Annotated in this window: 15 protein-coding genes; 13 read left to right on the plus strand and 2 right to left on the minus strand. The window is 44.1% G+C overall.

Going from position 1 to position 15,029, the window contains the following annotated elements; genetic code table 11:
- Positions 1-88: 88 nt before the first annotated feature.
- From R7093_RS12790 to rplY, 5 genes are all read left to right on the plus strand, one after another.
- Positions 89-1,840 (plus strand): DEAD/DEAH box helicase, encoded by a 1,752-nt coding sequence (locus R7093_RS12790; protein WP_047100738.1) that lies wholly within the window; start codon positions 89-91, stop codon positions 1,838-1,840.
- A 155-nt stretch (positions 1,841-1,995) separates the two neighbouring features.
- The gene (locus tag R7093_RS12795; protein ID WP_372008595.1) at positions 1,996-2,361 is read left to right on the plus strand and encodes a PepSY domain-containing protein; all 366 of its coding nucleotides are present in this window, start codon (positions 1,996-1,998) and stop codon (positions 2,359-2,361) included.
- A 76-nt stretch (positions 2,362-2,437) separates the two neighbouring features.
- Positions 2,438-3,097 carry a response regulator transcription factor gene (locus R7093_RS12800; RefSeq protein ID WP_005378073.1) on the plus strand — a complete coding sequence of 220 codons (660 nt, stop codon included), beginning with the start codon at positions 2,438-2,440 and terminating at the stop codon, positions 3,095-3,097.
- Positions 3,087-4,436 (plus strand): ATP-binding protein, encoded by a 1,350-nt coding sequence (locus R7093_RS12805; RefSeq protein WP_005378071.1) that lies wholly within the window; start codon positions 3,087-3,089, stop codon positions 4,434-4,436. Before R7093_RS12800 ends, R7093_RS12805 begins: the two co-directional genes overlap by 11 nt.
- A 284-nt stretch (positions 4,437-4,720) precedes the next feature.
- Positions 4,721-4,999, plus strand: coding sequence for a 50S ribosomal protein L25 (rplY, locus tag R7093_RS12810; RefSeq protein WP_005378066.1), 279 nt, complete (start codon positions 4,721-4,723; stop codon positions 4,997-4,999).
- Between the two features lie 147 nt (positions 5,000-5,146).
- On the opposite strand, the gene R7093_RS12815 is transcribed toward rplY, so the two are convergent.
- The gene (locus R7093_RS12815) at positions 5,147-5,662 is read right to left on the minus strand and encodes a GNAT family N-acetyltransferase (protein WP_033905116.1); all 516 of its coding nucleotides are present in this window, start codon (positions 5,660-5,662) and stop codon (positions 5,147-5,149) included.
- A 751-nt stretch (positions 5,663-6,413) separates the two neighbouring features.
- On the opposite strand from R7093_RS12815, the gene ushA reads away from it, so the two are divergent.
- Positions 6,414-8,102 (plus strand): bifunctional UDP-sugar hydrolase/5'-nucleotidase UshA, encoded by a 1,689-nt coding sequence (gene ushA / locus R7093_RS12820; protein WP_042522004.1) that lies wholly within the window; start codon positions 6,414-6,416, stop codon positions 8,100-8,102.
- Positions 8,103-8,517: 415 nt separating this feature from the next.
- A complete protein-coding gene (locus R7093_RS12825; RefSeq protein ID WP_005386686.1) occupies positions 8,518-8,739 on the plus strand; it encodes a hypothetical protein in 222 nt (73 codons plus the stop codon).
- 135 nt (positions 8,740-8,874) lie between these two features.
- Here the strand turns inward: R7093_RS12825 and R7093_RS12830 are convergent, their stop codons facing one another.
- Positions 8,875-9,123 carry a DUF1289 domain-containing protein gene (locus R7093_RS12830; protein WP_005378062.1) on the minus strand — a complete coding sequence of 83 codons (249 nt, stop codon included), beginning with the start codon at positions 9,121-9,123 and terminating at the stop codon, positions 8,875-8,877.
- A gap of 184 nt (positions 9,124-9,307) precedes the next feature.
- Here R7093_RS12830 and R7093_RS12835 point away from each other — a divergent pair, with 184 nt between their 5' ends.
- The 6 genes from R7093_RS12835 (at position 9,308) to R7093_RS12860 (ending at position 14,889) form a co-directional block, all read left to right on the plus strand.
- The gene (locus tag R7093_RS12835; protein WP_042522007.1) at positions 9,308-9,754 is read left to right on the plus strand and encodes an META domain-containing protein; all 447 of its coding nucleotides are present in this window, start codon (positions 9,308-9,310) and stop codon (positions 9,752-9,754) included.
- Positions 9,755-10,189: 435 nt separating this feature from the next.
- Complete coding sequence (locus R7093_RS12840) at positions 10,190-11,350, plus strand: ABC transporter substrate-binding protein (protein ID WP_042522009.1); 1,161 nt, start codon at positions 10,190-10,192, stop codon at positions 11,348-11,350.
- Between the two features lie 9 nt (positions 11,351-11,359).
- Entirely contained in the window at positions 11,360-13,069 is a 1,710-nt protein-coding gene (locus tag R7093_RS12845; protein ID WP_318146682.1) for an ABC transporter permease, read from the plus strand.
- Complete coding sequence (locus tag R7093_RS12850) at positions 13,035-13,682, plus strand: ATP-binding cassette domain-containing protein (RefSeq protein WP_053307432.1); 648 nt, start codon at positions 13,035-13,037, stop codon at positions 13,680-13,682. Before R7093_RS12845 ends, R7093_RS12850 begins: the two co-directional genes overlap by 35 nt.
- Complete coding sequence (locus tag R7093_RS12855) at positions 13,675-14,286, plus strand: CDP-alcohol phosphatidyltransferase family protein (RefSeq protein ID WP_005386693.1); 612 nt, start codon at positions 13,675-13,677, stop codon at positions 14,284-14,286. Before R7093_RS12850 ends, R7093_RS12855 begins: the two co-directional genes overlap by 8 nt.
- 123 nt (positions 14,287-14,409) lie before the next feature.
- On the plus strand, positions 14,410-14,889 hold the full coding sequence (locus tag R7093_RS12860; protein ID WP_031778989.1) for a glycine zipper 2TM domain-containing protein: 480 nt from the start codon (positions 14,410-14,412) through the stop codon (positions 14,887-14,889).
- Positions 14,890-15,029: the final 140 nt, after the last annotated feature.

The following is a 15,029-nucleotide window of genomic DNA, read 5'->3' on the forward strand; positions in this document are numbered from 1 at the left end:
TAAATCTTGGTTTAAAGGTCACTTGGGTATAAAAGTCAGGTATTATAGCGTTCCTCGTTCGAATAGTTGAGCAATTTCACATATTTTCATGTACACACTTCGTCCTTATCAAGCCGACTCGGTTAAAGCCGTTATTCATTACTTTCGTAAACACTCGACACCAGCAGTGATCGTGCTGCCAACCGGTGCCGGGAAAAGCTTGGTGATCGCAGAACTTGCTCGCCTTGCGAAAGGACGAGTGTTAGTCCTCGCCCACGTAAAAGAACTGGTCGAGCAAAACCACGCGAAGTATGAAGGTTATGGTTTAAAAGGTTCTATCTTCTCAGCAGGATTGGGACGAAAAGAAACTGACCAGCAAGTCGTGTTTGCTTCGGTTCAATCGGTCGTACGTAACTTAGATTCGTTCAAAAACCAGTTTTCTCTGCTCGTTATTGATGAGTGCCATCGTGTGCCAGATGACAAAAACAGCAGCTACCAAAAAGTTATTACTCACTTACGAGAACTGAACCCTGGTATTAAGGTGCTGGGACTAACTGCAACGCCCTATCGTTTAGGAATGGGCTGGATTTATCAGTATCACACCCGAGGTCAAGTGCGAACCGAAGAGCCTCGATTCTTCCGCGATTGTATTTTCGAACTGCCGATCCGTTACTTGCTCGACGAAAACTTCCTCACTCCAGCCCGCATGATGGATGCGCCCGTTTTGTCTTACGACTTCTCTCAGCTGAAGCCCGCTAACACCGGACGCTACAAAGAAGCAGAAATGGACATGGTGATCGATAAAGCCAAACGTGCGACTCCACAAATTGTTGAGCAAATCATGCAATATGCGAAAGAGCGTCAAGGTGTCATGATCTTCGCTGCAACTGTCCGACACGCACAGGAGATCCACAGTTTATTGCCAGAAGGCGAAACTGAAATCGTCATTGGTGATACACCTACGCCGGAGCGCGATGCGATCATCCAAGCGTTCAAGAATCGCCAAATAAAATACTTGGTCAATGTTTCGGTACTGACAACCGGTTTTGATGCGCCGCATGTCGATTTAATCGCGATTTTGCGACCAACAGAGTCAGTCAGTCTGTACCAACAGATAGTAGGACGAGGATTACGCTTATCAGACGGAAAATCAGAATGTTTAGTGCTTGATTACGCAGGCAACAGCTACGATTTATACCAACCTGAAGTCGGTGATCCCAAACCAGACTCTGACAGTGAAATTATCACGATTCCTTGCCCGGCTTGCGGATTCAATAACAACTTCTGGGGTAAGTTGGATAGTAACGGTTTCTTGGTTGAACACTTTGGCAGACGTTGCCAAGGTTACTTTGAAGATGAAGACACAGGCGAACGTGAACACTGTGGCTACCGTTTTCGTGCCAAATACTGTGGTGAATGTGGTGCGGACAACGATATCGCTGCACGAATTTGTCATGAGTGTGACGCGACGCTCGTTGACCCAGATAAAAAGCTAAAAGAAGCCCTTAGTCTCAAAGATGCATTAATCTTTGAATGCACAGAAATGGACCTATCTGTATTTAAGTCCAGTGATGGTAAATCTCAGCTAAAAGTGACGTATTCTGGTGAACCATACCAAGGCGAAGGCAATGCGTTAGTTCATGAGTTTTGGTCATTGGGTACCAAAAAACAAAAACAAACGTTTAAAGATCAGTTCGTACGTCCCCACTTAGCAGACAAGCATCGCCCTTTTGAAGAGGCTTCACCGACACGCGTTGTCGCTAATCAACATCGTTTCCGTTTGCCTCAGTTTGTTATTGCTAGAAAATCTGGTCGCTTTTGGAAGCTGCGAGATAAGATTTTTGAAGATGAGTTGAAATAACATCGACAACACATGGCAAAACTTAATTAGCTGATTCACTCTCTGTTCATCTATATCCGATATACTGCGGCTAACGCTCCAGAAAAGGTTTGACTATGTATAAAGCAACGACTTCTCTACATTCTGCGTTACTTTTCGGCCTTATCACGACATTCATGTGTGCACCAAGTTTTGCCAAGCATGGCAACGAGTACACATCACAAAATGGCCACGCCATCGTGCAAGATGTCGAAAAGCCAGGAACACGCATCGAATTCGATGAAGATCAAGATGAGGTCTATCGCGCGGTTCAACAAGGATATATACGACCATTTTCGGAACTTTACGCCGCAGTAGAAAACGACCTATACGGCCGCATCATCAAGGTCGAGCTTGAAGAAGATGATGATGCTTGGGTGTATGAATTGAAAATTCTGTACAACAATAGCGTCCTGAAAGTTGAGTACGACGCCGCCACGCTGGAAATGCTTGAGATCAAAGGTCGCAGCTTTAACAAAGCGTTAAAGCCGCAAAACAACTAAACTTGTCTAATGCGTAATCCAGACGCGATGCGTAGCTTACTTCGATAAAAATCCAAACATAATAAGAATCATCAATATGAAAATACTTGTTGTTGAAGATGATCCTCGTTTAGGCGAGCAAATCATCGAAACATTAGAAAGTACCGGCTGGGTACCAGAATTGTCCCAAGATGGCATAGACGCTCTGTATCGCGCGACTTCGGAAGAATGGGACGCCATTGTTCTCGACCTCGGCTTGCCAAAACTGGATGGTCTTACCGTCCTAAAAGGCATCAGAGATGAAAACATTAATACTCCTGTCGTGATTCTAAGCGCTCGCGACACCCTAACGCAGCGAGTTGAAGGCTTAAACGCAGGTGCAGACGATTACCTAACTAAACCATTTGAAATGGTTGAGCTTATCGCTCGTATTCGTGCACAGCTGCGAAGAGCCTCTGGTAATGCCTCTCCTGTGATGCAAATTGGCGACTTGAGCTTGGATACACGCACTTCTAAAGTCATGTGGCAAGGGCAAGCGGTAAGCTTGACGGCGCTAGAGTATAAAGTGGTCGCTTACTTTATGCATAACCCGGAAAAAGTGATTTCTCGAACCGAACTCGTCGAGCACATTTACAAACAAGACTTTGATCGTGACTCCAACACAATCGAAGTTTTTATCGGCCGAATTCGCAAAAAAATCGCACCAAAGATCATCAAAACTGTCCGAGGGTTGGGATACCAATTAAATGCCGAATAGAAACAGGCTACCGTTGAACGCAATAAAACGACTGAGTATCAAAAGTCGCCTCGTTTTAGCGGCGATCGTTTGGTTAACGGCAATGATCCTCGCCGCTGGTGTGACGATACCGACGCAGGTCTACAACTATATGGTTGATGACACTCGCTCACAGCTCAGCATTTTTATGGATGAAGTCGCCGCACAGTTAGAAGTCGATAACACCGGGCATCTTTCACTCGCAGCTCAGCTATCAGACCCTCGATTTAACCGACCTTACAGTGGTTTGTATTGGAGTGCCTCTACAGAGGCAAGCCTCGAACGTTCTCGTTCTTTGTGGGACAAAAAAATCGAATACAAAGGTTTGGATAAAGATGCGTATGGAGCAAGAGGCGAAAAACTAATTACGCTAGAAAAAGCGCTGTATCTTCCTGATTACGATGGTCCTATTCACATTATTATTGGTATTGACGAAGAGCCCATTAAAAATACCCTTCAAACGTTAATCGGCCAACTTTGGCTTATTTTGGGTTTATTATTCGCGGGCGTGCTTACCGTCATTTTACTGCAAATTGCTTGGTCATTGAGTCCGCTTACAAAGCTACAAAAAGAATTAGCCGAGCTGAAGTCTGGTAACAAAAAGAGTCTAGAAGAAACCTACCCAAAAGAGATTTCTCCTCTAATCTTCGACCTCAACGCTCTGCTGTTCCATTACCAAGAATTACTAGAGAGAGCTCGCAATCATGCAGGTAACCTATCTCATGCACTTAAAACGCCACTTTCTGTTCTAAAAAATGAAGTTCAGACGTTAGAACCTGAGGCACAATCCCGTCTCCGAGCTCCAATCAATCAGATACAAGACCATATCGATTACCATTTGGGTCGTGCCCGTATGGCCGGGTCGATGAACATATTATCAGTGAAGTCGAACCCAGCAGATCGTGTGGATGCTATCTCAATGGCGTTTGATAAAGTGTATGCGAGCCGAAGCATTACCTTAATTAATGAACTTGATTCAGAGCTGAATGTAGCAGTAGAGCAGACCGATCTCGATGAAATGCTAGGTAACTTGCTAGAAAATGGCTATAAGTGGGCCAACAGCATGATTCGTGTGCACTCCTCTCAGGATAAGGAAAATATACACATCATTATTGAAGATGATGGGCCAGGCATCCCTAAAGAGAAACTGAGTCAAGTAATCAAGAGAGGAGTTAGATTGGATGAAACAACCCCTGGCTCAGGTCTTGGTCTAAACATAGTCAGTGAAATGGCACACAGTTACCGAGGTCAATTAACATTGGATACAAGCGCTTTAGGTGGATTAAAAGCATCTTTAGTGTTACATCTCAGCCGAACATAAAGCATATAACACATAAACTTTGTTTTTCGGACCATGATCAGTAAACCGATGAAAATGAAGTCGATGTGAACAAAATCCAAGCAAAGCATTAAAAGGGATAGCCTTCCACCCCGCTAAATCATACCTTTTTGTTGATTTGGATACGATTTGGGTTGCCCATTTATAAGTGGAATGATAGTATCCGCGCTCGCTTGAACAGTTCCTGTTTCAAGCTTTACCACGAACAACAAGGTCGCATTGTTGATTGTGAACATTTGATTTTTACTAATTTGAGAGTAAATACTATGAAATTCGAAGCAGTAGTACGTACTGAACTAGGTAAAGGTGCGAGCCGCCGCCTACGTCACGCTGGCAAATTCCCTGCAGTTGTATACGGCGGTGAAGAAGCAGCAGTAGCTATCGTTCTTAACCACGACGACATCGTAAACCAAATGGACAAGCCTGAATTCTACGAAGGCATCGTTCTAGTTATCGATGGCAAAGAAGTTAAAGTTAAGCCACAAGACGTTCAACGTCACGCGTTCAAGCCAAAAGTTGAACACATGGACTTCATCCGTATCTAATTCCCTACCAAGGAATTAATCGGATTAAATCCAAACCTTTTGCATAAAAGATAATCGGATTTACCAACCGAGACATCTACAAAATTTCAAAACCCCGGAGTCTTACCACCTCCGGGGTTTTACTATATTTGGCATATAGCATTTGATTTATGAACGGGCAATATACTTCACTAAAGTGAGATCGGTCAGCGTCATACTCTCAATCACTTCCGACTCTTCCTCTCCAGTACGCACAAAACCACACTTCTTGTAAAAGTTAAGCCCCTGTTGATTAGTATCCAGTGCTTTCAAACTGATCTGCATAACTGACGTAGAGAGCAAACGTGTCTCTAACTCATCTAACAGTGCACTTCCTGCTCCTTGCCCATAATGTAGCGGCGTAACGTAGCAACATGTCACTAATGCCGTTTTATCTTCGCTGGTGTGGTTAGGTAACTCGTAACTTAAAAAGCCAACAATTTCTCCTTGCCTCTCAACTACGATCAATTGGGCCAGTTGCTCCGTCATCACTCGCGCCCACATCCTTTCTCGACGCTCAATCGTAAACTGCTCTATGTAGCTCTTTGGCATTAATCCTTTATACGCCACCTGCCAAGAATCAACGTGTATCTTGGCGATTTGGGCTACCTCCTTTTTGAGTGCGTCCCTTACTGTGTATCTCATAAGCATCCTTTATTAGCGTTAACCATTTACAAATTCTTTTAACCCTACCCTTTAAACCAAAGCTCAAAGATTACAGCTACAGTCGCAACGCTTTACATTAATCCATTTCATTTTCATTAATTAAATGATAGTTCACATCATAATATTCGAAGAAGAACGATCCATTATTTACTTTTCATTTTGACTCATTAGGTTGAATCTATTTGTTTAAACACTCAAGTGTCAAATGCGGAATAAGCACGATAAGGTATCGGATGAGGATAAATAAACGATGCCTAAAGCATAAGGTTTCTAAACGATCGCAATTATAGTAAAGAGATAAATACAATTTTTGATAGAGTTAGGCAGAATAAAGCCATGATCAAATGAGTTTAAGTTCTGTGCTGTTCATTATGCATACAAACCGAGCCCCTCATCATTAGAGCGAAAATTTATAACGATTTGTGTCATACCTATTAGGGAAAACATAAACTTGGCAAAATTATCACCAAAATCAGCGTAATACTTCGCAAAAATGCGCATTGATTCACATAAACAACACACATTCAATTAACTACCTCACAAAAAATAGAGCTAGCTATATAAAATAAATACTAAATACCAATTCTGTTTATTTATAGACGTAGTTTGCAGGCTTATTAATTCATTGCTCCGATAGAAGTATAAATAAGAGATAGATCACTAAAGTTTCACATTAATTCCGTATATTTCACGCCGTAACAATAACAAAATCACAAAGAAAGGATCCCTTATGAAGTTTTCCAAATCTCTTTTGGTAGTGGCAGTGGGCGCTGCGCTAGCAGGATGCGGCTCAGACAGCGACAATTCTCCAGTAACCTGCGAGACTGCAGATTCTTGTACTAAGTTCACCGTTCTCCACACTAACGATAACCATGGTCGCTTTTGGCATAACAGCGACGGCGAATACGGCATGGCTGCGCGTCACACTTTAATCGAATCTATCCGCGCAGAAGTCGAAGCAAAAGGCGGTGAAACCATTCTGCTATCTGGCGGTGATATTAATACCGGTGTACCAGAATCAGACATGCAAGATGCGGTTCCAGACTTCGTAGGGATGAACCTACTTGGTTACGATGCAATGGCTGTCGGTAACCACGAATTTGATAACTCACTAGATATTCTCGATATGCAAGCCGAGCTAGCTGACTTCCCTATGCTGGCTGCGAATATCTATAAAAAAGATACAAACGAGCGTTACTTCGACCCTTACAAAGTATTTACTATCAACGGCCTTAAGATCGCTGTTATTGGTCTAACAACGCAAGACACTGCGAAGCTAGTCAATCCAGACAACGTATCAAACATCCACTTCGAAGACCCTCAAGTAGAAATCAAAAAGGTACTGAAGGAAATCGAAGAGAACGAAAAGGTAGACCTAGTATTTGCAACGACGCACATGGGTCACTACGAAGATGGTAAAAACGGTAGTGAAGCACCAGGTGACGTGAAACTCGCTCGCTCTCTTGAAGAAGGACAGCTAAACGCTATCATCGGTGGTCACTCGCAAAACCCTGTATGTATGGAACCAGGTACCAATGAGTATGCTGATTTCAAACCTGGGGATGATTGTGCCCCAGACCAACAAAAAGGCACTTGGATTATGCAAGCGCATGAGTGGGGTAAATATGTGGGTCGTGCTGACTTCGAATACTACGACGGCAAGCTTCACTTAGCGAACTACGCACTGATTCCTGTAAACCTTCTAGACGAAAACGATGAAGTTATCGGTGAACGAATTCAACAAGATGCAACAGTAAAAGCGTTACTACTGCCATACCAACAACAAGGTCAAGAGTTATTAGATGAGAAGATTTCTAATACGACGGGTAAGTTAGAAGGTGATCGTAACGTAGTTCGCTCTCAACAAACTAACCTAGGTCACCTACTCGGCGAGGCATACCGTACTTACAAAACGGTAAATGCTGACTTTGGTGTGATGAACTCTGGCGGCGTGCGTGATTCAATCCAAGATGGTGATATCACTTACCGTGACGTACTAACGGTTCAGCCATTTGGTAACTTCGTGACTAAAGCAACTATGACAGGTAAAGAAGTTAAAGAATACCTAGACGTGGTTGCGACGAAATCTGCAGGGTCTGGTGCTTACGCTCAACTAGATAACATCACTTTAGATGTAAATTGTGATGCTGGCTCAGTAACCATTACCGATATTAACAATAAAGGCTTCGATCTAAACGAAACGTACACATTCTCTGTAATCAGCTTCAGTGCTGCTGGTGGCGATAACTATCCAATCATCGATGTTCAATCTACACAGCTAACTGATGCATACGTTTTGCGCGAGTTCTTCGTAAACAACCCACAAATCTCTGCGGATAACTACGACAAGAACTTAGAGAACATCAAATACTTCAGTAATGGCCAACCAGTAAAAGGCTGTCCTGCAACTGGTAGCTAATACTCAACACCTTACCCCTGGCGCTAAGAGCTTTTACAAGCAATTTCGTCAGGGCTTTCCTTAAAACCGAAGCTTTGTGCTTCGGTTTTTTATTTTCGATAAATTACTGAAAACTCTCCACCTTCACAATATGTTCAAAAATTGTTCATTTGTGTTATTGACGCCCCTGTGTTGGGCTTCTATGTTTGATAAGGTCTTTTAAATATGCAGGTTCATCGGCTAAATTTCGCGAAACATTTTCAATCGCACAGTCAATGATTCTGAGAAAGATGTGAATGGCGTTACAAACACTGCTCTCAAACAATTTGTCTTTGGACTTCAAACGATGGTGATGTGCCTCCACGCGCACACTAATGAGCAGCGATCTGGACGTCAATGTGTTCAAACTGCTGCCATCGAGTTCTGGAGGTCAAAAATGAAACGAGCCAGCAATAGCTACAGACTCCAAATGATCAAAGAAGTAGTTACCCGTAGAGAGCGTGAAGCTTGTACGGATCCTATGGCGAGATACATTCATCAACTCATGGATGAACGCCCAACAAGTAAATTAGATGTTGAATTCAATCATCGATTTTCAGGAAATCACTTCGACGAACAAGCGGGAGGCTGGGTTAGCGACCGTTGGTCGATGAAATAACGCCAATTACCGCTTTATAGGGAAAATGGATAGGAGATTCCCGGTTCTTAAAGGACACCTTGCCGGACCGGGAATATGTAAAAGCCTAATCAGAACCGAAAGCGAAGGCGTAACCCCACAGACTGAACAAGAGTTCTAGAATAAGTCTTGTTGAGGCGATGACTCATCTTGAAGCTGTTCTGGCTTCGTCTTCCCTGCCAACATCTTTCTTCTGTACCTTTGACGACACAACTTAATAACGTGCAACTGCTGAGCGGGGGTTAAGTTAAGCCAATTAAACCTTTCCTCTCTCTTTCTCATACACCCCTTGCAATACCCTTTTTCATCGGAGGTACATACTCCAACACAAGGGCTTGGGACAGTAAAAAACTCCAGTTGCTCCATACTAAAACCGCTCTTTCCATATTAGGGCGTATTGGCCTAGTTTAAATAATGAGAAGATTAGTCAGCAACAAAACTTGCTATATGCTTCGTTATGTCAAAAACATACGAAACCATAACCTTATGCTGACAAAAACAGTGTTTTATTACTTATACTTACCGCGTTTATAAAAACGGAGTCTATAAAATGAAGCTTAGCCTAAAAACGTTAGTTACAGCAATCTCTCTCCCTGTTCTTATGACTGCTTGTGCTAGCAACGGTGATGATGTGAAAGAAATAACGGCTCAAGATTTGCAGCACCACAACTGGGAACTTGTTCAAGTTGATGGCAAAAATATCGTTCTAGACGAACACCAAAAAGCGGCTCGCCTAGAAATCGGTGAAAATCTAACCGCAAACGGCAACGCAGGTTGTAACAACTTCTTCGGTCAAGCCGAGCTGAAAAACAACCAACTACGCATCGAAAAAATGGGCATGACCATGAAGATGTGTATGGAAGATCAAATGAAGATCGAAAACGCAATGACACAAACACTATCTAACTGGAGCGATATCACGCTAACTACAGATGGTCTTGTTCTGAAAAGTGCCGATCACGAATTGACGTTTACACTACGTGACTGGGTAAACTAATCCCAACTAAGTAAACCAGATAGTATCTTAAAGCAGCCGAACGGCTGCTTTTTTTATATCGATGAATCGTTAGTCATGCATGCCAAAGTCATTTAAATGGCCAACTTTCTTTCTCTTTTCGCCCTCAATTCCATGCTTTAAACATCAATTTTGCTCTGTAAAACAACCTATTCATATCTCTGGGGACAATAATTTTCAATTACTTGAAAGAATATCCTCAAACAAACGGTCCGCTCCTAAAATGACACCAAATTTGTCCTTTCTTCGTTTTGCTTCACATTGAGAGTAATTCTTTGAATCAATGAGTGATTCCGTTTGGGATTGGCATTGATAATAGAGAGAGATGAATTACTATCCTTGTAACAGAGCGGAACGACTTGCGAAAACGTCAATAGAAACGAAAGCAAGCACCAAAAGACATAACACGGAATAGATATGAAAAAGCTACTCAGCAGCATTGGCATTTTAGCCACGACTTTTGCGACACCTTCTTTTGCCGATTCATCAGTGAATAGCGAATGGCAAAAAATCGAACAACAAGCCGACGGGCAATCCGTCTACTTTCATGCTTGGGGCGGAAGCCAAGAAATTAATCGCTACATACAGTGGGCGAGTAGAGAGCTAAAATCACGTTATAACGTGACGCTAAACCACGTTAAAGTAACTGATATTTCTGAGACCACTACTCGACTTATCGCAGAAAAAGCGGCAGGCAAAAACAGCGGTGGCAGTGTTGATATGGTTTGGATCAATGGCGAAAACTTCAAATCAATGAAGGACAACCAATTGCTATTTGGTCCTTTTGTCGAAGGTTTGCCAAGCTGGCAATATGTGGATAAATCTCTACCAATTGATGTGGACTTCTCCGAGCCAACAGAAGGTCTAGAAGCACCTTGGGGAGTAGGACAATTAGTGTTTATCCATGACGAGCAAACCCTCCATAACCCTCCAAAATCATTCGCAGAAATGCTGAGCTATGCAAAAGCGTTCCCGAATCGCCTGACTTACCCTCGACCACCAGAGTTTCATGGCACAAGCTTTATCAAAGCATTACTCATTGAACTGTCTAACAACGCCCCTGAGCTGCAACAACCAGTTACCGATGACACGTTTGAGCAAGTCACTCAACCGCTGTGGTCTTATCTAGATGAGTTCCATAAAGTCGCTTGGCGCGGTGGTAAGCAGTTTCCAGGCGGTACAGCAGAAACCCTTCAGCTACTAGATGATGGTCAGACTGACCTGGCGATTACCTTTAACCCGAACGCGGTTTTCTCTGCGCAGTCGAGCGGTAATCTTGCAGAGAGCACCAAAGCGTACGCAATGGACGCAGGAGCACTCTCAAATATCCACTTTTTAGCGATTCCTTGGAACGCAAATGCCAGTGCTGGTGCACAAGTTGCGATAAACTTTTTATTGAGCCCTGAAGCACAGTCTCGCAAAGGTAACCTAAACATCTGGGGCGACCCTTCGGTACTAAGCAACCAATACCTAACTGGTTCAGCCAAAAACACTCAACAATTCAAATCTATCGCTGAGCCACATCCAAGTTGGCAAGCGGCGTTAGAAAAAGAATGGTTGAAACGCTACGGGAATTAGTAAGAATCCATGTTAAGAGCGCTGTATTTAGTCATTATCGCAGTTTGTATTTTGCCTACCATTCCGGGACTACTTGGAGTGGTGGTCTCTGCGCTCGGTTATGTACCTCCTATCGGTCTACACCACTTTTCTTTTGATGGCTTCAATGCCGTCTTTGATTGGGAAGGTGTTTGGACATCCATCGGGCTTACTTTCTACTCCGCCATTTTCAGTAGCTACTTGGCTTGCTTCATCACGTTTGCCATTCTACAGGCGTCTTGGGGCAGCAAGTTTTGGCGAAAAATTGAAGTTAGCCTTTCCCCACTTCTCGCTATGCCGCACGTCGCGTTTGCAATTGGCTTTGCGTTCTTGTTTGCCCCAACTGGTATGGGCGTTCGTGTTCTCAACCAACTGTTTGGTTACGACCCGAATGCACAAACGGTGAATGACTTAGCATTGCTGATTAAAGACCCACATGCACTCGGTTTGGTCATCATGCTTGCGATTAAAGAAGTGCCGTTTTTATTGTTGATGAGTATTCCGATCCTTCAGCAATTGAAAGTCGATAAGGTTGAAAAAGTCAGTCACTCGATGGGCTACAGTTCCGCGCAAACGTGGTGGAAATGCGTATTTCCGCAATGGTTAGCAAAACTTCGTTTCCCAATGCTGGCGGTATTGGCTTACAGTTTGTCCGTTGTCGATGTCGCCCTGATTATTGGCCCTACCAACCCACCGACGTTCGCGGTTTTGGTATGGCAATGGTTTAACGATCCAGATTTATCGCTCCTACCAAGAGCTGCCGCTGGCGCAGTAATACTGTTTGCGATCGCTAGCGTTTTGATTGGATTTGCACGCTTAATGGAATGGTGTATTACCAAAGGCTTCAAACGCTGGCAGTACTCTGGTCGAAACGGGTTTCGTTTACCCGGTAAAACCCTATTTTCACTGATTGCTCTACTTGCACTTCTAATGATTCCACTCATGGTGCTGTGGAGCTTTGCCCAACGTTGGCGCTTTCCAGATTTGCTCCCAAGCCGTTACAGCCTGCGTTTTTGGGAATACGAATGGCACAGTATTCTAGGGACTCTAGAACAAAGTATGTCAATCGCCCTAATCAGCGCGACTGTCGCGCTAGTTCTTGCTTTAATAGCACATGAGTATCGTCTCCGTTATCGCTGGCAGGTGCCCGGTTACATCATCGCCATCCCGATGCTGATTCCTCAGCTATCCGTGCTATTCGGTATGCAAGTGGTAACACTGTACTTAAACAGTAACGCGTATTTCTTTTGGGTATGCTGGGCGCATGTATTCTTTGCGTTCCCATTTATTTACCTCTCGCTAGACGGTCCGTGGCGCAGCTTCGACAATGGGTTAACTCGTGTCGCTCTCAGCTTGGGTAAATCACCGATGCAAGCTTGGTTAAAAGTGAAACTACCAATCCTCCTGCATGCGATTGCATTCGCATGGGCTATCGGTATTAGCGTAAGTCTGGCGCAATACCTGCCGACATTGGTGCTAGGGGCTGGGCGCATTAGCACCATCACAACCGAAGCCGTTGCGCTATCCAGTGGTTTTGACCGACGTGTCACCGCGATTTACGCCATTTGGCAAGCACTCTTGCCGTTCTTGTTCTTCTCTTTTGCGATACTACTAAGCCGCTTACACATGAAGTATCGCCGCTTGTCTATAAAAGGTTTACTACTGAATGAGTCTTTGTCTCGAAAACCTCGCCATCCGTAAAGCCAATGGCGACACGCTTTTTTCAGCGTTCAACATGACTGTAGAGAAAGGTGAAATTGTTACTCTGATGGGACCAAGTGGTTGTGGTAAATCCACTTTGTTGGATGCCATTGCCGGGCACCTATCCGCCGAGTTCAACTACTCTGGATCCATTACGCTTGATAACGAAAAGTTGGATGCCCTCCCTGCCCATAAGCGTCAGGTCGGTATTCTATTCCAAGAAGATTTGCTCTTCCCTCATTTAACGGTGTGGGAGAACCTTGCCTTCGCGCTACCAAACTCAATCAAAGGTGAAGAGCGTAAAGCTCACGCTATGCAAGCGCTGAAGAACATTTCATTGACCAAACTAGCAGAGTCCTTTCCTGACCAAATTTCGGGAGGGCAACGCGCCCGTATTTCATTGACTCGTATGCTGCTAGCAAAGCCGAAAGTTGCGCTACTTGATGAGCCCTATAGCAAGTTGGATAAAGACCTGCGTGTACAATTTCGCAATTGGGTGGTCGAACAATTGCAGCAAGCGAACATTCCTACTTTGATGGTAACGCACGATGAAGATGATATTCCTGATGGCAGCCGCTGCCTAAACTGGCCGTGGGAGACAAATCATGCTTGATAGCCTGAGTATAAAGCTCATCCGCAAACCGCTGGCACTCAGTGCGACATATATCGATAAATGTGGCATCACCGCAAATCAGACGACAGTATTTGGTTTTGTGCTTGGCTGTTTTGCCCTGCCTGCTTTGATCGCCGAACAGTACTTGTTGGCGTTGCTGTTTATTTTGCTGAACAGAATCTGTGATGGGTTAGACGGTGCACTGGCAAGGATTCAAGGCATTACCGATGCGGGTGGCTTTCTTGATATCAGCTTAGATTTTTTGTTCTATTCGTTGATTCCTTTTGGCTTTGTGCTTGCCAACCCAGAACACAATGCCGTTGCAGGCGCATTTTTGATTTTTTCCTTCATCGGCACTGGTAGTAGCTTTTTGGCTTTTGCCATCATGGCAGGAAAACAAGGCATCGATAATCCGGTATATAAAAACAAATCGCTTTACTACATGAGCGGCTTAACCGAAGGTACAGAAACCATTGGCTGCTTGGTTTTATTTTGTTTGCTACCGCAACACTTTGCCGTCATCGCGTATATCTTTGGCGCGGCATGCTGGTTTACTACTTTTACACGTATTTATTCAGGGTTTCATACGCTTAACGATCATTAATACTGCTTAGACAATCGCGTTTCCTTAAGGGACAGGCCGCTAAGCCACTGTTTTATAAAGCACCAAAACGCAGGTTAAATTGGGGTATATACTCTTTGAATGAAGAAACCATTCGGAGGCTATATGAAAAAACAGATCAATTTAGGCATGTTGCTCACCATTACTTGTGTGCTCGTGCTTGGCGGCTGTAGCTCACCTAACCCGTACGGAGATGCATACGGCTCATCCGACACTCGCAAAGTTCAGCAGGTTTACTACGGCACAGTAGAAAAAGTAGAACCCGTAACCATTGATGCCTCTACCCAATCCAATGCCATTGGCACCATCGCTGGTGCTGCCGTGGGCGGGATCTTAGGCTCAAAAGTTGGGGGCGGTTCTGGCTCGGATATCGCTGCCATTGGTGGTGGTCTATTGGGTGGCTATGCAGGCAGCAAAGCGGCTGAAGCAACCGCGAAAAGAAATGGCGTGAATCTGACCATTCGTTTAGAGGACGGAAAGATTATCTCTATTGTTCAAGAAGCAAATCCAAACATGATTTTCCAACCAGGCCAAGCGGTCCAAATCAATGTTTCTGGTAATGACGCCAGAGTCGTTCCTCGTTAATTCGGACGAACCAAACCTTTGGCCTGCTTTGATTCAAACACCTAACCCGCGCAAGCTTACATCACTGGCTTGTTAACTTGCGCGTTTCTTTTCGTATCAAACTTGATCGTCGTCAATGGAACATCAATCTCCCACACCTT

Source organism: Vibrio sp. 1580 (assembly GCF_033340055.1).

Bases quoted from the DNA above. Each gene is read 5' to 3' on its own strand.
- R7093_RS12790 (WP_047100738.1), top strand. From the start codon at position 89: ATGTACACACTTCGTCCTTATCAAGCCGACTCGGTTAAAGCCGTTATT.
- R7093_RS12795 (WP_372008595.1), top strand. From the start codon at position 1,996: ATGTGTGCACCAAGTTTTGCCAAGCATGGCAACGAGTACACATCACAA.
- R7093_RS12800 (WP_005378073.1), top strand. From the start codon at position 2,438: ATGAAAATACTTGTTGTTGAAGATGATCCTCGTTTAGGCGAGCAAATC.
- R7093_RS12805 (WP_005378071.1), top strand. From the start codon at position 3,087: ATGCCGAATAGAAACAGGCTACCGTTGAACGCAATAAAACGACTGAGT.
- rplY (WP_005378066.1), top strand. From the start codon at position 4,721: ATGAAATTCGAAGCAGTAGTACGTACTGAACTAGGTAAAGGTGCGAGC.
- R7093_RS12815 (WP_033905116.1), bottom strand. From the start codon at position 5,662: ATGAGATACACAGTAAGGGACGCACTCAAAAAGGAGGTAGCCCAAATC.
- ushA (WP_042522004.1), top strand. From the start codon at position 6,414: ATGAAGTTTTCCAAATCTCTTTTGGTAGTGGCAGTGGGCGCTGCGCTA.
- R7093_RS12825 (WP_005386686.1), top strand. From the start codon at position 8,518: ATGAAACGAGCCAGCAATAGCTACAGACTCCAAATGATCAAAGAAGTA.
- R7093_RS12830 (WP_005378062.1), bottom strand. From the start codon at position 9,123: ATGGAGCAACTGGAGTTTTTTACTGTCCCAAGCCCTTGTGTTGGAGTA.
- R7093_RS12835 (WP_042522007.1), top strand. From the start codon at position 9,308: ATGAAGCTTAGCCTAAAAACGTTAGTTACAGCAATCTCTCTCCCTGTT.
- R7093_RS12840 (WP_042522009.1), top strand. From the start codon at position 10,190: ATGAAAAAGCTACTCAGCAGCATTGGCATTTTAGCCACGACTTTTGCG.
- R7093_RS12845 (WP_318146682.1), top strand. From the start codon at position 11,360: ATGTTAAGAGCGCTGTATTTAGTCATTATCGCAGTTTGTATTTTGCCT.
- R7093_RS12850 (WP_053307432.1), top strand. From the start codon at position 13,035: ATGAGTCTTTGTCTCGAAAACCTCGCCATCCGTAAAGCCAATGGCGAC.
- R7093_RS12855 (WP_005386693.1), top strand. From the start codon at position 13,675: ATGCTTGATAGCCTGAGTATAAAGCTCATCCGCAAACCGCTGGCACTC.
- R7093_RS12860 (WP_031778989.1), top strand. From the start codon at position 14,410: ATGAAAAAACAGATCAATTTAGGCATGTTGCTCACCATTACTTGTGTG.